The sequence below is a fragment of the Arthrobacter sp. UYNi723 genome (genome assembly GCF_054057635.1).
In genome coordinates, this window is record NZ_JBSRZM010000022.1 from 51,086 (window position 1) to 71,963 (window position 20,878).

Consider the following 20,878-nt stretch of genomic DNA (forward strand, 5'->3'; position numbering starts at 1 on the left):
ATGAGCGAAAAGCGACGTGGCCTAGGCCGCGGTCTTGGCGCACTCATTCCAAGTTCCGCCGGTAGTGCGTCGGGCAACGGCGGCGCTGTGTCGCGGCCTGTGGATCTCTTCTTCCCTGAAGGCCGTAAGAAAGTCGCGTCCCCTGACGACGCTTCGGGGAATGGTGGGGCAGCTTCAGATGCTTCATCTTCCGAGTCGGTTGCTTCCGAGTCGGTTGCGCCGGCTCAGGCCAACGACGCATCGGTAACGAAGAAAGCAGCCGCGGACTCCCCCGCGAATCCGCCGGCCAAGGCAGCAGAGAAGCTGCCGGCCGCAGAAGCTCCCGCCAAGGCGCCTGAATCCCAGAGCAGTACGCCGGATAACGGTGTTGACCTCGTGGAAGTCCCGGGCGTGCGTTTTGCCGAGATTCCGGTCACCGACATCCATCCGAACCGTAAACAGCCCCGCTCAGTCTTCGATGACGATGACATGGCGGAGCTCATCCACTCCGTGCGCGAAATTGGCGTCCTCCAGCCAATTGTGGTTCGTACTTCAACCGAAGAAGGTGGAGAACCGTACGAGCTGGTGATGGGTGAGCGTCGCTGGAGGGCAGTACAGGCGGCCGGGATGGCGACCATCCCTGCCATTGTCCGGGACACCACTGATGATGACCTTCTCAGGGATGCATTGCTGGAGAACCTGCATCGCAGCCAGTTGAACCCGCTTGAAGAGGCAGCGGCCTACCAGCAGTTGCTTGAAGACTTCGGAACCACTCACGAGCAGCTTGCGGACCGCATTGGCCGTTCACGTCCCCAGGTTTCCAACACGCTGCGTCTCCTCAAACTTCCGCCCCTGGTTCAGCGTCGTGTGGCGGCCAGTGTTATTTCCGCTGGCCACGCGCGCGCGCTGCTCGCCCTGCCGGATGCAGCAGCCATGGAACGCCTCGCCCAGAAGATCGTGGCTGAAGGCATGTCTGTTCGGGCAACCGAAGAGGCCGTCACTCTATATCAGGATCCTGCGAAGCCTGCCAAGAACAACATCCCTCGTCCGGGAGCCCGCCATGAGCGCCTGGACTATCTGGCATCCTCGCTGTCAGACCGCTTGGACACCAACGTCAAGATTTCCCTGGGTGTCCGCAAGGGGCGTGTCAGCATTGAATTCGCCAGTGTTGAAGACCTGAACCGCATCATGGAAGTTCTTGCGCCAGGATCTGAAAACTAGCGTTCTCTGTTCAAAGAAGGGCCTGTTTCACGTGAAACAGGCCCTTCTTTCGTCTGTGTCGACGCCATCTTTGCACTCCGGAGCTGATACTGGCGTGGCCATCGTGGTTGTGACGCGCCCCGGGATCGAGCCAGCGGTTCGCATGGCGTACCACTCTGGGCCCGATGAAATAGTTCCGTTGTGGGACGCGAGTTTGGCACTGTCTGCTGCTTTGGACTCCTCTAAAGACTGGACTCTTCCAACGACTGGCGTCTCTGCTTGTGTTCCCACGGCAGCGGTGGACTTCTGTGGCTTCGGGTTTGCTGACGCACAAGAGGTGGGCACTGAGGGCGATGGAGATGGCGGAGCCGCGAACTCTCGGGACGGCGATCAGGCAGGAGTGGAGGATTCGACGGATCGCTGGACACTCCGATGCGACTCGTGATGCTGAACACGCAATGGATTCCGTTGCTCCGAAGCAGTGAAGAATGCGTCGATTCGCACAATTCCAATCAGTCAGTGCGGTGCTCATCCTGCCAAGCGCCGGGAACACCGTGTTCGTTGCTCTTGCTCCGTTCTGTCCCAGGGAGCTGGTGTGCAGCGCACGTACGCGTGCAGGTGCTGGCCTCAGCTTCCGGCTGGCTCGTTGACTACGGGGATGCGTCTGGGTGGACGTCTCCCCCGGACCTGTTGCCAGATAGTATTCTGACCTTCAATCTGGTTTCGGCAACATCCGGGTTCGGCAACGTCAGGTTCAGATGGGAAGGCGCCTCCCGGGTGATGTTTCACGTGGAACATCAACAGGGTAAGTGCCGGATCTAGGCGGTGGCGCCATCGAGAACAAACATGAAGTTGGTATGGTCTAAAGCTCTCGGCGCGTGATGTCGCCAGCGCGCCACCTGATCTACGGCTGCGGCTGCGGTGAAGTGAATTCGGCTTTGCAGCATCCGAGGGGCTGCGCCCGCAGCCAAAGCCGGGGCAGAAACACTCCTACAGGAGCAGTGCACTAAGCTTCGTGAGGGTAGCCGAGACTACTGAGCAGGCTCGGCCTGCGCCCAGTCGTCTTCCAAATGGTTTCACGTGAAACATCGTGACGAGTCCAGCGCACTGTGCCTGGTATCACTCCATGGCCCAGACACCCCGACACCCCGACGCCCTCACGGCGCCGGCAAGCGGGCTGCGACTCGGATTGTAGACATGCAGCCCAGGCGCCCTCACATCTCGATCGCCGCGGGAACAGAGACAATTCACAGACCTTGGAGTTGACGGCTTATAGCCTAGGATGGCCTCTTCACGCCTCGAGGATGATGCTGCCCCCAATCCCCCGGCCGACAGTGACGACCCGCGACTGGCTACATCCTGCTGACCCAGCGCATGCCCGCCCAGAGCTCTGGGACCTTGGGAAGCCGTCCAGAGGGTTAGTATCCAGCGGAGAACCATGGCCGGGGTCCAGCATGTCCCGTCCGTGTGGCCCGAACCCTGACGCCTGAGTTCCACCCGCCGGGCAGTTAGACTGAACAGATAGCTTCCTGGCGCATCCGAGGACTTTTGAGCTGGCAAGCCAGTGTCGATGCCTGAGGTTGAGGCACCTCAGAATGTTCGGGCTAGGGCCGGGCTGCTGGCCTCACGCCGGCGCATAGGTAGCATCGGCTGAGGCAGGCAGGCAGGCAGGCAGGTACGGCCTCGGCCCCCAACGGGGCCTTTCGTCAAATAGTCTGTGGAGATGCGAAGTCGACGGAATCGAATCTGCAGGGCGCCTCGATCCCCTGGCTTGGCCAATAGGGTCGCCTGCTGCCTCATCCGGAACCACCACCCTGGGCAGGGCTGCGACACTCCAAAACGTCACAGCATGACGCTGAGTAGCTCGCCATAGTGCGTCTCTGGACCAGCTCCGCGACTTGGCTTCGCCCCTCTAGGACGTGACCGCGGGGTGCACAGAACAGGCCAAGTCTCGGAGTGTCCGGGAGACGAAGGATTGGTGGAAGCCGAGTCGTCTTTTCCATGCAGCAGTTTGGGACAGACAGGACTGTTCGGAAAGGTTCGGACCCGACGGGTAGCGACCACAATTGCAACCACGTCAGATCATGGCCCGGCCGAAGAAGAATCAGCTTTAGCCGGGCGGACAGCAGCCTGGTTTAAGGAAAAGTGAATGCCCGAAAGATTATGATTCCTCTGCCCGCTCTTCATCACATCGTGTGCGGCAAACTTGCCACAACAACAGATGGAGCCAAGACAGCCTTGGGCCCGTAGGTGTGAACTGCGCGGTGGATATCGCGGTGGATATCGCTGTGGATAACTTTGTGGATAGATTGCTTGGTGGCAGGCATCACGAAGAGATTTGGCCCACACCAGCGGATCCTGCAACGAGCGGTCCGCACGAGCATTGGATAGCGTCTGCAGTCCCGTTTCACGTGAAACATTACCAAGGCCGATCCAGACTCCCTTTCGGGACGGAAAGCGACTTCAATAGTTGGATTTCCGGCGATATTTCCAGTCCTATTTGAGCATGCGGTTCGTCCGTGGTAGTTGTCCTGGGAGCAACGCCGGCTTGAGGGTGTCGGCTGATCTAAAGAACGGCACTAGGGGTACTGCATCCACGACTTGCAGGCCGGTGGATAAGCCTGTGGATATCGGTGTGGATAACATTTGGGGATAACTTCGAATTCGGTGGACACAAACGCGATGGAACCCTCCAGTCGAACCGAACAGTCACACTTCGGATGGATACGATTCCGTCATCCGCTGACATATATCACCTGCTCGAGGTCTTTGCAGATGGAGTTGGTCGGGCATCTAGGGCTCCGCCGTTCGACCAGGAAGGCCGGCTTAGGCCAGCTGTTTTCATGACCTGCCCCAACATGCTTTCGCAGCTGGGTGCCCGGTACCTTGCTTAGACGCGCATCCTATCGGCACATGCCGATGGGTTTCGCTCCGGTCGGGAGCTGCAGTGCGGAACTGACATGTTAACGACCGAGCAGGCGGCTCCGATACCGTCCTTCGTTGATGACCGAGCAAGGCTGCTCTGGTATCGTCCTTCGCTGACTGGACGGCAGCCGTAGCGATCTTGCGAACAGAGATGTGCGTGGCGGCGAAGCCACAGCGCCTATTTGGGCCACGGGCAGGTATACGGCGATCACCTTCTTCCAGTCCAGGGTCAGGCTGACGGTCCCCCACTGGCGCAGTAGACAGCAGGGCTTGGGCGGGGGCTCAGCCGTCACACAAGCGTGCATAGCGCCCCGTGGCAAGATTGGGGGCCTGGCAGTGTAGAGAATGCCTGCGGTGAGGATAATGTGCCTGGGTGTGTACGAATTGTCGATCGTGGCGCAACGAGCTTGATGTGGGGTTGCGGCCATCTGGCAGTTGGCCTCAGAAGTTGGCACCCAGCACATGCGAAGTATCCCTAGCATCCCATCTCGGGAAGGCATGGACTGCGTTGTCGTTCAGTTCGTTTCAGGTGAAACAGTACGCTCGAGGTCTTGCCATCCACGATGCCGTCGCCGGGGCCGGACTGTTTCACGTGAAACAGTCCGGTGTGGAAGACCATCCGTGTCCTCATGCCGTCTTTGCCGGCCCGCACCCGTGGCGCGCAGGAGGTCTCCTGGTATGGCCCGTTGAGACGAGCACGGCGTTGTCAAGGGATGAGGCCGCAACAGGTGTGTATCGAGGCCCTCGTTGGGTGCGGCCGAGGGCAATATCGGGGTTGGACAATCTCCGCATGTGCTGCCTCTTCAGCCAGCGGCATCAATGGACACCTCGCACAATAGGACGATGATCCCGAATGGACCCACCAGCGCGGCGAGCACAGGCCGAATGCGCGACGCGTGCCCTCTCCGTTCGGCTCCCGAATCACCATCCGAGGCTGCAGGTGTCGGAGGATGGGCTTTGTGAGTCTCCAGGCCCACGGTCCCGGATTCGTCCGCTGGCAAGTTGTCTGTGCGGGCGCGTTCCCAACGTTGCGTGAGTGTGCACCCGGGGTCGCTGAATCTTGAGTTGCCCGCTGCTGTGTCGTCGACATGCTGTGGACAAGACTGGACTGTTGCAGCTGGTCAGGCTGCCACGGAACTGGATACCGTCGCGGCAGGTTACCGACGTGCTGCGGTTTGGCGATGAGGCTTGTGCGCATTTCTGAGCTGGCAGTCATTTGTGAGGGGCCAGTGCCATTTGATGTCGGGATCTATTCCAATTGCTCGGATCCTTGCGTTACAGCAGTCACCTGGCGTCCCCGGCGTTCCTTGGTTTCCTCCGTTCAGCGCCGACTCCCCCGAGCACCGGCGTTGAGTCTGACCAACCCTTGGAACCCCGATCTTCTAGGCGTCAACTGCGAGAATCGGCGTTTGATTCAGACCATGGACGGCCAGCGAGACTGGAACGCCGGCCTGGTCAGGGAGCCTACGGTAGTCCGTTGTTCCGGTTCCATATTGTCCCCCGCGAGGTGAAACGGGGCGTGAAGACCCCTAGGCCACCTAATCCAATTGGCATTCGCTGCTCAGAGTTCGATCTAATGTCTGAGTGCGCCGCGGCTATTCTCCTCAGCGAATGGACGGGACGCAATACGTGCTACATCGCGTGAACCCGATCCTTGAGGACTGGCTCGAAGTGCCGTCGGGCAGGCCAGTAGGAGCTGGAGGGAGCAGACTCACACAGGCTTCGGCAGTGTTTCACGTGAAACATAGCGCGGGGTACGCATCAGCGCAGAGTATGATCGTCACGAAAGTGGAAGCCTGGGTTTATTGATTTACCGTCGTGAGCCGAACTGAACTCAACTGAATTCAAGTATGTCGAACTGAATCGCTGCGGCATTGTCGTGCGGCAAGTGCACTCGGTTGTAGGGATCAGCATGGACTGACGCCGAAGAAATTGCGCCTGTCCGGCGAGCGTGGACACGCCGTACGCGGCTTGGCTTGGCGAATCGTCGATGTTTCACATGAGTCCATGTTTCGCGATCGCCAATGTTTCACGTGAAACAGAGCACTTGGGCTCGCGTCGGCGGGCATTAGAAGTCCCGTAGCGAGCTGGAATCTGGAAACACTCTGCCTACTGTCGGCGAACCTATGCCTTCCTGCCGCGGCCCGGCGGCCGAAGCTACCGAAGACCCGCACGTCCTGCGAAGTGTCCCGCATTGTCGTACGCTTTCCCTCACGTGCGCGAGGCCAGACGTACGAGGCTCTGCATCTCGATCGCCAATGTTTCACGTGAAACAAGAATCCGAATCAGGAAAGGCGAACTCCAGGATGGCGGCGGGGACGTCTGACCGGAATTTGCAGCCCGCTCGCCTCATGGGTATGACCCTCATCCCTGCACTGGGTCTCAGGAGCGACTCTGAGCAATCACTGAAGTTAAGAAACGAATGAAGGTTGATGCAATGTGGTTGTGCTTCGACGGGCTCGGTCTTAAAGGCCCGTGGCCACCGCTTCATGGAAGCAGTGGCCACAGGCCGGTGTCACTGGTCATAAGGGACAGGAGTCCCCTACCTGATTAGGACAGGACGTCCGCAAATTCCTTTTCGAAGAACTGCTTCGGCCTCGCACCGATAACAGTGCTCTTCACCTGTCCGTCCTGGAAGAGGTAAACGGCGGGGATGGACGTGATTCCGTACTCGGCGGCGATGGCGGGGTTGTCGTCGACGTTGAGCTTGACGACATTAACCTTTTCGCTGTATTCGACCGAGATCTCGTCGAGGATGGGTCCCAGCTTGCGGCAGGGGCCGCACCATTCAGCCCAGAAGTCCACAATTACTGGCTTGTCGGCGGACAGTACGTCCGCAGCAAAACTTGCATCTGTTACGTCTTTAGCGTTGCTCATAACCTTGTCTCTCTCTTCGAACGGCGGTACGCGGAATTACGCGTGAAGGTCTGCGAGGTAGTGTTCCACGTCGATCGCGGCAACACATCCGGAACCGGAGGCCGTGATGGCCTGACGGTAGGTGGGATCAACAACATCGCCGGCGGCGAAGACGCCAGGGATGCTGGTCTTGGAACTCCGGCCCTCGACGGCGATGGTACCGGCCGCCGTGATCTCCAGGGAGTCCTTGACCAGGTCGGTGCGGGGGTCGTTTCCGATGGCGACGAAGACGCCGGTGACGGCGAGGTCGGACACGGTGCCGTCCTTCAGGTTCTTGATCTTGAGCCCGGTGACTTTGTCCGTTCCGATGACGTCGTCAACGGAGCTGTTCCAGATGAACGAAATCTTGTCGTGGGCCAGGGCACGGTCTGCCATGATCTTGGAAGCTTTGAGTGTGTCGCGGCGGTGCACAACGGTGACGGACTTGGCGAACTTGGTTAGGAAGAGGGCTTCTTCCATAGCCGAGTCTCCTCCGCCGATGACCGCAATGTCCTGGTCCTTGAAAAAGAAACCATCGCAGGTTGCACACCAGCTGACGCCGTGGCCGGAGAGGCGCTTTTCGTTCGGGAGGCCCAGCTCACGGTATGCGGATCCGGTGGACAGGATGATCGCCCGCGCACTGAAGGTCTCGCCGGTACCGATGGTGACAGTCTTGATGTCGCCGTCGAGGTCCAGTGCTGTGACGTCCTCGAACTGGATTTCCGTTCCGAACCGGGCTGCCTGCTTCTCGAAGTTCTCCATGAGGTCCGGCCCCATGATGCCTTCGGGGAAGCCAGGGTAGTTTTCGACGTCGGTGGTGTTCATCAGTTCGCCGCCGGCGGTAACTGATCCGGCCAGAAGCAAGGGCTTCAGGTTGGCGCGCGCCGTGTAGACAGCGGCCGTGTACCCGGCCGGGCCCGAGCCGACGATGATGACATCACGTACTTCGGACGCGGTGTTTTCTGCGTTGCTCACTGAACGGTGAACCTCTTCCTTAGTCGATGCGCCGGCTTTTGCGGCCGGCCACATGGCACAACTGAATCTAGGTGGTGAATATTCCGGGCGCCGCGCGAACGGAGGAACCATCAGCGGCCATAACCCCGTCGCCTGGACGGGACGCCCTACCAGATTACCGTCTGAAAACAGCTGAGCCGCGTCTGTTACTGCGGAGCAATGCTCCGGGCAGAACAGCCGCGGCTCAACGGGAACGACGCAGGTGTGGTCCTACTGGATCTTGATCTCCGCCAGGCGGATGCCAAAGCCATAGCGGGTCTTCGGGGCAGCCAGCTTGGGAAGCGTCTTGATGGACACGATCACGTACTGTGCCTCCACGGGCTCGGCCAGTGGCATGGTCAGATCTGTTGACGTAAAGCTGTTGGTCCCCACCAGTTTGGCTCCGTCCAGTGACGGACGGTCATTGGTGAAGACACTGAGATTGCCGCCCGAGGCTCCGAGCTGAGTCAGGGTGATGGATGAAACCTTCGCCGGATTCTTCAGCTTGACGAACAATGGCACACCATCGGTTGCGAGGCCGCCCCAGCCCTCGGTGGCAAATTCCATGTCTGACCAGTAGCTGGCCGCGTTGCCGTCAAACGCTTTCACAAGATCCACGTCGTAGGTGCCTGCGAAGTCAAAATCCCCCTGGCGGGTTATGTTGTCAATGGCAGGCGGTGCCGCCGGGGCTGCGGAGCTCGGGTTGGGTGAAGGCGACCCGGTGTTTGGCTGGGTGGAGCCCGTCGACGTGGAGGATGGGGCGGCCTGAGGGCCCGTTTTGAATAGACTGCCCAGATTGGTGACCGCAAAGACCAGCCCGGCAATCAACACCACGGCGAGCAGCCCGCCCACCAGCCAGCGCATCGAGCGGGGCTCACGCTCGGGCTCGTCGTCATCGTAATAGTCATCCGTCCCGCCGGAAGGCGGTACTGCGGCCGCCGGAGACACCTTCCGGGCAAGCGACGGGAAGGCGCCCGCTGCGCGATCGGAGCGTTCCGGCGCTCGGGAGACCACGGGTTCGTCGTAGGCTGCGTCCTGGGAGCCGTTGGAATAGTCGTCCTCAGACCACAGGGAGACCTTGGGCGAATCGGATCCGGCGCCTGCCTTGGGCTCGGCCGGTCCGGAAACTGGCCGGTTCTCCGCAGCCTGCACCGGTTGCGGCGCAGTGACGTGCTGATGTGCGGCAGTGGCGCCAGCAGCGGCGGCCCCTGTTCCAACGGCCCCGGCCTTGGCAGGCCCCGACGCCGGACGGACCGCCGGGCGGAGCGGCGGACGGGCCGGAACAACCGGGGGTACAAGCGGCGGAGCAACCGGTGCGGCAGACCGGAATGTGTCAACCTGGCTGGGGTGATTGTCCGAATAGTTGATATATCCGGCGTCGACGTTCTCTTCGTCGTCGTACGGTTCCGGTTCGTGTGAACGCACCTGGCCGAAAATTTCGCTGCCCAGGGTATCCGTGAAGAACGGCTCGACGTAAGGCGCGTCGGAGGCGACCACGAGGTCCAACAGGTCTGCCGCGGACGTATGGTTGGTGATGAGGTACGTGGTGGCCTCAGTGACCCCAAGATCCAGGACCTGGACGTTGCCCGGGCGCTCACCGGTAGCCACCTCGCGGGCGCTCTGGGCCACCTGTTCGGTGTTGTCCGGGCCGGCGACCAGAATGCTGACCGGTCGGTTGAGAACCTGGTCCACCCCGTCCAGCACCAGATCCTGGTCGTGTGAGGTCAATACCGTGGCTGTGACCTTGTAGCGGCCGCCGAGTACTGATCCAACGTCGATCGGGTGGGACACGTGTTCCTCCTAGACTGTCCGGGAATGCCGGCGTAGATGATGCCACCGCCGGTCAGAAACCGGCCAAAAGCCGGCCGGCGAGCCGGTCTGCGCTTGCCTGCAACTACCCCTGTTCACTGTCGATCCTAGCCGATCGGCTATGGCCGCCGTGGTCGACAGGCAACCAAAAACCGCGCGAAGATCACTTTTTTCGAGGCCGGCGTGGCCTGAAATGGGGGTTCTGTCCGGCCTGGCCCTGGAACGTGCGCCGGCCGGGAAGGGGAATCTCGTCGCGCAGCAGCCCGCCCCGCGCTGAGCCGGGCACGTCCTCTGCGGGAAGGTATCCCGCGGCGGTTTGAGTGCCCCCGTTAGCCACTGCTTCAGTTTCCCCTTGTGCGCTGTCAGCTGGCGCCGTAGGCGCTGCCTGGCGTTCCGGTACGGGTCCTGCGCGGAAGGAGGCGGCGTCGAATTCGCCTGAAATCCGGGGAATCAGGCCGGTGTCCACCGCGACCGTGGCGCGTTCCGGCGTCGGACGTTCCGTTCCGGAAACGTCGGCACCCGCAGCCGACGACGGCGTTCCCCCGCCGCCGGACGGTCCGGTGCCGCGTCCCAGCCGTCCCAACAGGGGGCGCATGAGGTCCCGGAGTTCGGCGACGTGGAAGACCTTCAGCAGGAAAACATAGGCAACCAGCATGATGGGCCCGACGACGATAACGGTCACCAGCGCGGCGAGCCGGTCCTTCCAGGCGAAGCCGTCGGCGCTGTAGCTGCCCATCAGCCACAGGGCCCCGGCGCCCGCGATCGCAGAACCGAGCGCCGCATAACCCATCCGGATGTAGGAGCTGGCGATCCGCGGGCCGTCGAGGTGGCCCAGGAGCCGGCGCAGGAAATAGGCGCTGATGACGACCGAGAGAATATTGCCCACCATGTACAGGAGGGCGATCGCGTAGATGATCTGGCCCACCGGCAGGAACTGGATCCCGAAGGCACCGGCCACGTAGACCACGGCAAGCAGCAGCTGGATGTGGAACGGCGTGCGGGCGTCCTCATTGGCGTAGAAGACCCGCGACATCATGAAGTTGGCGCTCATGAACGGGGTGCTCAGAGCGAGGATGGTGAGCGTCTGGGCCAGCATGACGCCGTCCTGGCGCGGACCACCGGAAAAGAACATGCCAAGCGGGCCCGCCAGCGCGAAGAGTGCCAGCGCGCCAAAGACGGTGGCCACCGCCATCGTGCGGAGGCCGTGCGAGAGGGCGTCGCGGAGTTCCGCGCGGTTGCCATCCTGCGAAGCGCGGGTCATCCGGTTAAACAGGACAGTGGCGAGCGAGAGTGCAATGATGGAGTGCGGCAGCAGGTACAGCTGGCTGGCCACCTCCAGGACGGCGTTGCCGGGCAGCATATCTGCCGCCGGATCCCCCGCCTCCGTCAGCCGGAGACGCTCGGCACCGGGAATGGTGGCGATGCGCATGACGTACAGGAACGCCAACTGCCCGACGGCGGCCGTCATGAGCGTCCACACGCTCAGCTTCGCGGCCTGGCCCAGCCCCACTCCGCGCCAGCCAAACCGGGGCCGGAGACCCAGCCTCAGGCGGATCACCGGGATAAGCAGGATGGCCGTCTGGGCCACCACGCCTATTGTCGAGAAGCCGGCCACAAGGAGAGTCTGGGAGGGGCCCCAGTTGTCCAGCGTGTGCGGATTCATGGCGTTCTCGCCGAAGATCCAGATGAACATGCCCAGGCCACCAATGGCCACCAGGTTGTTCATGATGGGGGCCCACATGGCCGGCCCGAACGCGCCGTTGGCGTTAAGGACCTGCGTCAGCAGGGCGTAGAGGCCGTAGAAGAAGATCTGGGGCAGGCACCAGAAGGCGAACGCAACTGCCAGGGCCTTCTGCTGCGGCGAATATCCCTGTGTGGTCAGCTCAATGACCCACGGAGCAGCAAGCGTGACGAGCGCGGTGAGGCCCAGCAGCAGGAGCACGGCCAGCGTAAGCAGCCGGCTGATGTAGTCCGCTCCCCTGTCCGGGGCCTTGCTCGCCTTGATGATCTGCGGCACCAGCACGGCATTGAACACACCACCGGCCACCAGCAGGAAGATCAGGTTGGGCAGGTTGTTGGCGTTGATGAACGTGTCGTTAACCGTGGAGCCGAGGCCCAGCGCGGCACCCAGCATCCAGGTCTTGCCGAAGCCCAGGAACCGGGATACCAGGGTGCCTGCAGCCATGATGGCGCTGGACCGGGTTTCACTCGCGGTTTCGCTCGAGGCGGCGCGGCCGGCCTTATCGGAGGAGGGATTGGTAGCTGACATCGAGTTCATCGTCTCACCCGGACGCTGTTTGTACCGCAACGGACAGGCTGTATGCCGGAGCAGGCATACATGCGGCTCCGGCGGACGCAGCCTTAGAGGTGTTCGGGCAGGACGTCCCGGGCCAGATCCGCGATGCGGCGCTCATTGGGGAACGAAAGCTTCCGTGCGAGTTCCTTGATGGGGACCCAGGCGACGTCCACGGCTTCGTGGTCCGGATCGTTTTCGATAGTGAGCTCGCCGCCGGTGGCCCGCAGCAGATAGTGGTGCACGGTCTTGTGCACGCGGTGCCCGCTGACAGTGAACCAGTAGTCGATGCTGCCCAGCGGCGCCAGGATGTCGCCCTCGATGCCAGTTTCCTCGGCAATCTCCCGCACGGCGGCCTGCTCGTTGTCTTCTTTGCCTTCCGGATGGCCCTTGGGCAGGCACCACTCCAGCCGTCCGCCCCTGTTAAGGCGGGCAATGATCGCAACCCTTAGTTCGCCGTCGGACGTGTCCACCACAACGCCGCCGGCGGAAATTTCCTCCACCGTAGGCAGCGAGGCCGGGGCCGAGTGCAAGACAGGCGCGACGTGGGCACCAATTGCCGACGGCAACGGTGCGTTTGTCCTCCTGCCGGGAGCGCTCGGTACGGGATGGGCCATGGAGTCCACTCTAACGACTCTTGTCCGATCATGATGACCTGAACATGACATCAAAGTGGACTGCGTATGACGCACTTTGAGGGGCTGTAGGCGAATAGGCGCGATCTTGAGGAGATTTTGGCCTGCCAAGCCGCTGGTTTCTGACAAGCTTAAGTAACTATGGCGCACGCACATCACAAGATTGATTCCAACACCGTCGATTTCCAGGTGGACCCGGTGGTCCTGGAGCTCGGGCAGCGCTTTGTCGACGCCGGCCACGAGCTGTCCCTGGTGGGCGGTCCGGTACGGGATCTCTTCCTGGGACGCACCTCGCCCGACCTGGACTTCACCACGGACGCCACCCCGGACCAGACGGTTGCCCTGATCAAGAAGTGGGCTGACAACTTCTGGGAGATCGGCCGCGCGTTCGGGACGATCGGCATGCGGAAAGCCGGCTTCCAGATCGAGATCACCACTTACCGCGCCGAGGCTTACGATCCGGAGTCGCGCAAACCCGTGGTGGCATTCGGCATGTCACTCACCGACGATCTCCTGCGCCGCGACTTCACCATCAACGCCATGGCGCTGCGGCTGCCCTCCCTTGAACTTATTGATCCGTTCGGCGGCGTCCGGGACCTCAGCGCCTCTGTCCTGGCGACGCCCGGTTCACCCGAGGCCTCCTTCTCCGATGACCCCCTCCGCATGATGCGCGCTGCCCGGTTCGCATCGCAGCTGGGTATTTCCGTGCATGACGACGTGCGGCTGGCCATGACCCAGATGGCCGAGCGGATCAAGATCATCTCGGCTGAACGGGTCCGTGATGAGTTGGTCAAGCTCATCTGCGGTGCGAACCCCCGGGCCGGTGTGGACCTGCTGGTGGACACCGGCCTCGCCGAGTTTGTGCTGCCTGAGGTGTCCGCCCTCCGGCTGGAATCCGACGAGCACCACCGCCACAAGGACGTCTACCAGCACTCCCTTCAGGTTTTGGAACAGGCCGCCGCCCTGGAAACGGATGCCGACGGCGCCGTGCCGGCCCCCGATTTTGTGCTGCGGTTCGCAGCACTGATGCACGACGTCGGCAAGCCGGCTACGCGGCGTTTCGAACCGGGCGGCGCGGTCAGCTTCCGCCACCACGACATGGTGGGGTCCAAGCTCACGGCCAAGCGGATGAAGACCCTGCGGTTCGACAACGACACCATCAAGGCCGTGGCCCGGCTGGTGGAGCTGCACATGCGTTTCTATGGCTACGGCGATGCCGGCTGGAGCGACTCGGCCGTCCGCCGCTACGTCACGGACGCAGGCCCGCTCCTGGAACGGCTGCACCGGCTGACCCGCTCGGACGTCACCACCCGCAACCAGCGGAAGGCTGAACGGCTCGCCTTCGCCTACGACGACCTGGAAGACCGGATCGCCGTACTGCGCGAGCAGGAGTCCCTGGACGCGGTCCGTCCCGACCTGGACGGCGCCAAAATCATGGCCCTCCTGAACCTCAAACCCGGACCCGTGGTGGGCCGTGCCTACAAGTACCTGCTCGAGGAACGGATGGAACACGGACCGCTGCAACCGGACGACGCCGAAACGAGGCTGCTCGCCTGGTGGGCGGAGCAGCCCGAGGCTGCACCTCCGGTTCCGGCAACAGAAGAACCTCCCGCCGCCGTCGAACTTTCCCCGAACGAGGAGTCCAAATGATTAACCCGATGACCGCGCCCCGCCCCCAGCTCTGGATCCTGCGCCACGGCGAGACCGAGTGGTCCAAGAGCGGGCAATACACCGGGCTCACCGACCTGCCCCTGACCGTGGAAGGCGAGCAGCAGGCCGTGGAGGCCCGGAAGGTGCTGGACCAGGTGGACTTCGACCTGGTCCTGACATCCCCGCTGCGCCGAGCCCGGCGGACAGCCGAGCTGGCTGGTTACCCTGACGCGCAGCATGAGCCGCTGGCGGTGGAATGGAACTACGGCGACTATGAGGGCATCAGTTCGGACCTGATCCGCAAGGACAACCCGGATTACCTGATCTGGACGCATGGTGTGCCCAACGGCGAGACCTTGGACGAAGTGGCAGCCCGCGCTGACAAGATTGTGGCCAGCGTGCTGGAATCCGGGCTGGACAACGTGCTGATCGTGGCGCATGGGCACTTCTCCCGGATCCTCACCGCGCGCTGGCTGGAACTGGCACCTGCCGAGGGCCGCCATTTCATCCTGGGAACCGCGAAAGTCTGCACGCTTGGCTGGGATAAGCGGACCCCGGCCATTGTCCGCTGGGGACTCTAATGGCACATTCATAAACTTTCTTGAAAAACTTTGCGAATTAAGTGGCGCATTGCCGCATTCGTAGGGTAATTTTATTCCTGACCCCAGAGCGTCTTTGCCGGGGTCGCGGCGCGCGTTGCCAGGCCAGTCAGCCGAGGCAGCGGCATAACGGAAAAGGAGGTTGGGAAAAATGATTACTTTGACTAGCGGATGGAAGATGACCATCACCGCGAACCCGGCCTCTGCTGCTTTTGCGCGCCGTCTTAATGGAGTGTCTGCCTCCTAACCTTCCTGCAACGGATCCCGTCCCCGCGGCGGCGTCACGTGCAATGAGGTATATCCAGGCCACTTCCTTCGCGGATGGCTCGCGCTAGTGGCTCGCCCTAGGCGACGCCTGCTGGAAGTCTCCTGTCGGCGCAGCGTCACGGCTGGTCCGCGCGGCGCCGCAGCATCCCCATAGTTCGGAACTCAAGCTTCTTTGTTGGGGTCTGCACCGCCGCTGCAACAGGGTCCTTCTTCGCATTCGCGAACAATTCATAACCACCGGGCATTTCCCTGCCTAGTTATGCCGTTATTGCTCCGACATTAAATGGCTTTATTTGTCATGGCCAATTACATGCCGAAAGGAGGTGACCACCATGATCAAACGAATCAAGAACGCACTATTCTTCCTGCGGAAGCCTGTCCGGGATGACCGGCCTGTCCGGGATGACCGCCGGGAATTCAACGGGCAGATGCTGGAGCGGCAACGCGAAGACGTTTTCGTCCTGTTGCACCAGCAGATGGGAGGCATGAACTGAGGCGAGTACGGGATTGAAGTCCAGGGTCCGGCAGCGCACGTGCCGGGTAAGCTCTCAGACATGCAGGAGACGAAGCCACCGGTGCACCCACGGCGCGCCCGCCTGGTTGTTCCGAGCCGCAGCGACCTGCTGCTGAAGAATTTCACGGAACTGATCGGAGGGCCGATGGGTGCCCGGTCGGCGCCCGGCCTCGTCTCCCCCGGCGATTTTACCGTGGAACGTGTCCTGATCATCATGACCGTAGTGGCGGCGCTGGCCGGCCTCGCCATCAAGGGCTACTGCCGGGCCAACGGCTGGTCGAGCCCCGGCCAGTTCTACTCCACGTGCTATTCCGACTTCCCGGAATTCTTCCGCAACCGCGGCCTGGGGGACGGCACGTTCCCGGTCCTGAGCCCGGGATCTCTCTTTGAAGACCCCGTCCTGATGGGACTCGTTGCCGGGGTGACTGCCTGGATGGTCCCGGGCCAGGGCATCAGCGACGCGAGGATCCTGGGGTATTTCGACCTTAATGCCACTCTGGTTGCAGCCGTATGGATTGTCACCGTGCTGGCTACGGCCCGGATGTCACAGCGGCGCCCCTGGGATGCGGCCATGGTGGCGCTGGCACCCGGCATCGTGCTGGCCGGAACCATCAACTGGGACATGTGGGCCGTGGCGCTGTTGGCGCTGGGCATGCTGTGTTTTTCGCGGGAAAGGTTGGTCCTGGCGGGCACCCTGGTCGGACTCGCCGCAGCGACCAAGCCCTATGCCGCCCTGGTTCTCGGAGCCGTCCTCCTGCTGGCCCTGCGGACCGGGCGGATCCGCGGGTTCCTGGTCACGGCCGGGGCCAGCGCAGCCGCCTGGCTGGCCATTAACATGCCTGTTGCGGTGGCCAACCCGTCCGGCTGGGGGTACTTCTTCAGGTTCACCGAGACGAGGGAAACCGGCTACGGGTCCCTATGGTTCGCCTACAACCTGGTGGCCCGGCGGCTGCGCTGGCCGGTGCTGGATCCTGCAACCATCAACTGGCTGGCGCTGGCCGTGTTCCTGCTGGCCTGCACCATGATTGCCGCGGTGGCGCTGACAGCAGCACGCCGGCCGCGGCTGGCCCAGCTGGCGTTCCTCATCGTGGGTGCCTTTGTCCTGACCAGCAAGGTCTATTCGCCGCAGCATGTCCTGTGGCTCATCCCGCTGTTGGCGCTGGCCCGGCCGCGGTGGCGGGATTTTCTCATTTGGCAGGGCGTTGAAGGCCTGCACTGGGCAGCCGTCTGGATGTACCTGGGCCAGGTGGCCAGCCAGGGCCCGACCCAGCACAATATTGACATGCCCTACTACGTCCTGGCCGTGGCAGCACATATGCTTGCAACGGCATATTTGATGTTCCGGGTTGTATGGGACATCTACGATCCGGACTACGATCCCGTCCGCCGCCATCACCTCGATGATCCACAGGGAGGGCCGTTCGACGGGCTCCCGGACTGGTTGCGGTTCAGCCCCCGCCATCCCTCACACGCGGTGCTCCCCTGGCGGGCGAAACACCATGCCTGACGTCGCCGTCGTCGGGTCCGGACCCAACGGGCTGGCTGCCGCCGCCGTGATGGCCCGCGCCGGCCTCTCCGTCGAAGTCCACGAGGCGGCGGACACCATCGGAGGCGGTACCCGCACCGCCGAACTGATGCAGCCGGGGCACCTCCATGACATCTGCTCGGCCGTACACCCCATGGCGCTGGCATCACCCTTCTTCCGCGACTTCGAGCTGGCACGCCGGATAGACCTGGTGGTCCCGGAGCTTTCGTTCGGATCGCCACTCGACGGCGGACGGGCAGCCCTCGGATACCACAGCCTCGAACGGACGGTCCAAGGCCTGGGCCGGGACGGTGACGCCTACCGCAGGCTTCTTGGCCCGCTCGTTAACCGCATTGACGGCGTGATGGATCTGACGCAGCACCAGCTGCTCAGGATCCCCCGGGATCCCCTGGCAGCGGCGCTCTTCGGGCTGCGGACACTGGAGCAGGGATCGCGGCTGTGGAACGCGCGGTTCCACGAGGACCTTGCGCCTGCACTGCTCAGCGGCGTGGCCGCCCATGCGGTCTCGCAGCTGCCCTCGCTGGCCTCTGCAGGCGCCGGGCTCATGCTCACCGCACTGGCTCACGCCCAAGGCTGGCCGATTCCGCTGGGCGGATCGGCCTCCATTGCGGCCGCGCTGGAGGCCGACATCCGTGCCCACGGCGGGGTGATCCATACGGGGGCGACGATCGAGAGTCTCCACGAACTCCGCGGCGCGCGGGCCACTCTGCTGGACGTGGCCCCCCGGGGTCTGCTGAATATTGCAGGCGACAGCCTCCCGGCCAGGTACCGGCAAGCCCTGGAGGCGTTCCGCTATGGGAATGGTTCCTGCAAAGTGGACTTCATCCTGTCCGGACCCGTTCCGTGGGCAGCAAAGGAACTGGGGGACGCCGGAACGGTGCACGTCGGCGGCACGCGTACTGAACTGGCCCGTGCCGAGAACGAAGTATCCGCCGGGAAACACCCGGAACGCCCTTACGTCCTGGTGGCCCAGCCATCACGGTTCGACACGGGCCGGGCGCCGGCCGGGCGGCAGATCCTGTGGGCCTACTGCCATGTGCCTGCCGGATCAACCCGCGACATGGGCGAGGCCGTCACCGCGCAGCTGGAGCGCTTCGCGCCCGGGTTCCGGGATGTGGTGATGCAGACGAGGGTGACCACTGCGGCGGAACTGGCCAGCTACAACCGGAACTACGTGGGCGGGGACTTCAGTGCCGGCATCATGGATGTGCGCGGACTTATCCAGCGCCCTGTGGTCTCCCGCGTTCCATGGCGGACGCCCGTGCCCGGCGTGTATCTCTGTTCCTCCTCTACGCCGCCCGGCCCCGGCGTAACGGGCATGCCAGGGTTCTTCGCCGCGAAACATGCCCTGAAGGACATGTTTGGTCTTGGGGTCCCTTCGCTCGGCCTCTGAACCCCGCCTCTAAGCCGGCGCGAACGGACACTTAAGCCCCTGGCAGCGGTCCTCAAGTGACCTTTCGCGCAAGTCATTGGGCGTCAGCTGTCCGTTCGCGCGGAACGGGTGACAGCAAGCGCGTTCCAAATCGGGGCATAATAGCGCCGTGGGGAACTCAAAGAAACTATCGCTTGCCATAGCTGGACTCATCCTCGGCGCCTCCCTGGTTGCCTGCGACGACGGCAGAGGGGGTGCCGAAAGCGCGGCTAAACAGTTTGCGTCCGCTCTTTCCACGCTCGACGTCGGCTCGGTCGCCTTTGATGGCAAAGACTCCGGGGTGGCCAAGCAACAGGTCCAGGACGTTTTCAAGGCCCTGGAGCCGGACAGACCCACTGTGGCGGCCGGCGAGCTCACCCTGGACGGCGACACTGCAACCGTTCCGCTGAACTACACCTGGAAAATCGGCACCGGCGAGTGGAAATACACGGTTTCCGCAGAGTTCACGAAGTCAGGGGACAAATGGCTGGCCGTCTGGAACCCGGCAGCCCTGGTCCCCGGACTCGCCGACAACGAAATCCTGAGCAAGGGCACCCAGTCGCCGCAACGCGCCGACATCCTGGGCGCGGGTGACGCGAAGCTGGTCACGTACCGTCCCGTGGTCAACGTGGGGATCGACAGACTGCTTCTGGGATCCGCGGACGCGGCCGCGTCAGCCACCAAACTGGCCGAACTGGTGGGTGTGGATCCGGCCGCCTACGCCCAACAGGTTGCGGCCTCCGGTGCCGAGGCGTTCGTCCGGGCCATCACCCTCCGTGATGAGGGCCGCACCGTCACGGACGCGCAGATCACGGCCATTCCCGGTGCCCGCGCCATCCCGGAAGCCCAGCCGCTGGCGCCCAGCCGCACGTTCGCAAGGGCAGTCCTCGGCACCGTCGGCGAGGCCACGGCCGAGCAGATCGAGGCGTCCGACGGCGTCCTGACCGCCGGCGACGTGACCGGCATCGGCGGGCTCCAGCAGCAGTACGACGCGCAGCTCCGCGGCACCGACGCCGTGGTGATCCGTGCGCAGCGGGCCGACCTGACCCGCGAACAGATCCAGGCCGCGGGAACGGATCCCCGCAGGGTGGTCTTCGAGATGGCCCCGAGCCCGGGCACGCCACTGAAAACCACCCTTGATCCGAACCTCCAGTCACTCGCCGAGAGCACCCTTGCCGGTGTAGGCCCGGCGTCGGCCATCGTGGCGCTCCGCCCCTCTACGGGGGCCGTTCTCGCCGCGGCCTCAGGCCCGGGAAGCAACGGCTACAACACCGCCATGCTGGGCCAGTACGCGCCCGGGTCAACGTTCAAGATCGTCGATTCGCTTGCCATGCTCCGCAACGGCCTGACGCCCGATTCGAAGGTGGAATGCACACCCACCCTTACCGTGGACGGCCGGACCTTCAAGAACGCGGAAGGTTACCCGGAAACGTCGCTGGGGTCTGTGGCACTCCGCGATGCCTTTGCCCACTCGTGCAACACGGCGTTCATCGCTGCGCGCGACACAGTCACTCAGGCCCAGCTCGAGGCTGCCGCCGTCGCCATGGGCGTGGCGGTGGAGGCCCCCGCGCTGGGCGCCGCGGCGTTCCTCGGGTCCATTCCGGGCGAGGCTGCGGGCACCGAACATGCCGCCTCGATGATCGGCCAGGGCAAGGTGCTCCTGTCCCCGCTGGCAGCGGCCATCATGGCCGGTTCCGTGGGCAAGGGATCCCCCGTCTCACCGCAGCTGGTCCTGAACCCCGACGCCGGCGCTGCCGCGGCAGACACCTCCGGCGGGACGACCGCGGAGGGCGCGTCGCCGTCGCCGACCGTTGCGCCGGAAGCGCCGGCCAAGGCGTCCGGCCAGCCCATCACTGCCGCCGAGGCCGCGGCGCTGTCCGACATGATGCGGGCGGTAGTCACGTCCGGCCACGCGGGCTTTCTGACGACCGTTCCCGGCGCGCCGGTGGGCGCCAAGACCGGCACGGCGGAGTTCGGCAAGGAGAACCCGCCCAAGACGCACGCCTGGATTGTGGCCGTCCACGGTGACCTGGCCGTGGCCGTGTTTGTCGAGGACGGCGGACTCGGAGCCACCACGTCCGGGCCGCTGCTCAAGCAGTTCCTGACCGCCGCCGGCTAGCGCCCCCGAGTTTTTTGTCCAGATGCCTCGAAGGCATATTATC

The 20,878-nt window shown here is 63.3% G+C and carries 12 protein-coding genes; 7 read left to right on the top strand and 5 right to left on the bottom strand.

Features of this window, described 5'->3' with window-relative positions; all coding sequences use genetic code 11:
- Entirely contained in the window at positions 1-1,200 is a 1,200-nt protein-coding gene (locus ACVWY0_RS16395) for a ParB/RepB/Spo0J family partition protein (RefSeq protein WP_485837615.1), read from the top strand.
- 5,454 nt (positions 1,201-6,654) lie between these two features.
- Here ACVWY0_RS16395 and trxA read toward each other — a convergent pair.
- The 5 genes from trxA to ACVWY0_RS16420 form a co-directional block, all read right to left on the bottom strand.
- A complete protein-coding gene (gene trxA, locus ACVWY0_RS16400; RefSeq protein ID WP_058930642.1) occupies positions 6,655-6,981 on the bottom strand; it encodes a thioredoxin in 327 nt (108 codons plus the stop codon).
- 36 nt (positions 6,982-7,017) lie between these two features.
- Entirely contained in the window at positions 7,018-7,974 is a 957-nt protein-coding gene (gene trxB, locus ACVWY0_RS16405; RefSeq protein WP_485837616.1) for a thioredoxin-disulfide reductase, read from the bottom strand.
- Between the two features lie 249 nt (positions 7,975-8,223).
- Positions 8,224-9,783 carry an ABC transporter substrate-binding protein gene (locus ACVWY0_RS16410; protein WP_485837617.1) on the bottom strand — a complete coding sequence of 520 codons (1,560 nt, stop codon included), beginning with the start codon at positions 9,781-9,783 and terminating at the stop codon, positions 8,224-8,226.
- A 181-nt stretch (positions 9,784-9,964) separates the two neighbouring features.
- A complete protein-coding gene (gene murJ / locus ACVWY0_RS16415; protein WP_485837618.1) occupies positions 9,965-12,070 on the bottom strand; it encodes a murein biosynthesis integral membrane protein MurJ in 2,106 nt (701 codons plus the stop codon).
- 92 nt (positions 12,071-12,162) lie between these two features.
- Positions 12,163-12,663, bottom strand: coding sequence for an NUDIX hydrolase (locus ACVWY0_RS16420; RefSeq protein ID WP_058930646.1), 501 nt, complete (start codon positions 12,661-12,663; stop codon positions 12,163-12,165).
- Between the two features lie 207 nt (positions 12,664-12,870).
- Here ACVWY0_RS16420 and ACVWY0_RS16425 point away from each other — a divergent pair, with 207 nt between their 5' ends.
- The 6 genes from ACVWY0_RS16425 to ACVWY0_RS16450 all read left to right on the top strand — a co-directional run bounded on the left by ACVWY0_RS16425 (position 12,871) and on the right by ACVWY0_RS16450 (position 20,835).
- The gene (locus tag ACVWY0_RS16425; RefSeq protein ID WP_485837619.1) at positions 12,871-14,379 is read left to right on the top strand and encodes a CCA tRNA nucleotidyltransferase; all 1,509 of its coding nucleotides are present in this window, start codon (positions 12,871-12,873) and stop codon (positions 14,377-14,379) included.
- On the top strand, positions 14,376-14,960 hold the full coding sequence (locus tag ACVWY0_RS16430) for a histidine phosphatase family protein (RefSeq protein WP_185262037.1): 585 nt from the start codon (positions 14,376-14,378) through the stop codon (positions 14,958-14,960). The genes ACVWY0_RS16425 and ACVWY0_RS16430 overlap by 4 nt, the downstream gene beginning before the upstream one ends.
- Positions 14,961-15,577: 617 nt before the next feature.
- The gene (locus tag ACVWY0_RS16435) at positions 15,578-15,739 is read left to right on the top strand and encodes a hypothetical protein (RefSeq protein ID WP_485837620.1); all 162 of its coding nucleotides are present in this window, start codon (positions 15,578-15,580) and stop codon (positions 15,737-15,739) included.
- 60 nt (positions 15,740-15,799) lie between these two features.
- The gene (locus ACVWY0_RS16440) at positions 15,800-17,266 is read left to right on the top strand and encodes a glycosyltransferase family 87 protein (RefSeq protein WP_485837621.1); all 1,467 of its coding nucleotides are present in this window, start codon (positions 15,800-15,802) and stop codon (positions 17,264-17,266) included.
- Positions 17,259-18,698, top strand: coding sequence for a phytoene desaturase family protein (locus tag ACVWY0_RS16445; protein WP_485837622.1), 1,440 nt, complete (start codon positions 17,259-17,261; stop codon positions 18,696-18,698). The genes ACVWY0_RS16440 and ACVWY0_RS16445 overlap by 8 nt, the downstream gene beginning before the upstream one ends.
- 148 nt (positions 18,699-18,846) lie before the next feature.
- Positions 18,847-20,835 (top strand): penicillin-binding transpeptidase domain-containing protein, encoded by a 1,989-nt coding sequence (locus ACVWY0_RS16450; protein WP_485837623.1) that lies wholly within the window; start codon positions 18,847-18,849, stop codon positions 20,833-20,835.
- Positions 20,836-20,878: the final 43 nt, after the last annotated feature.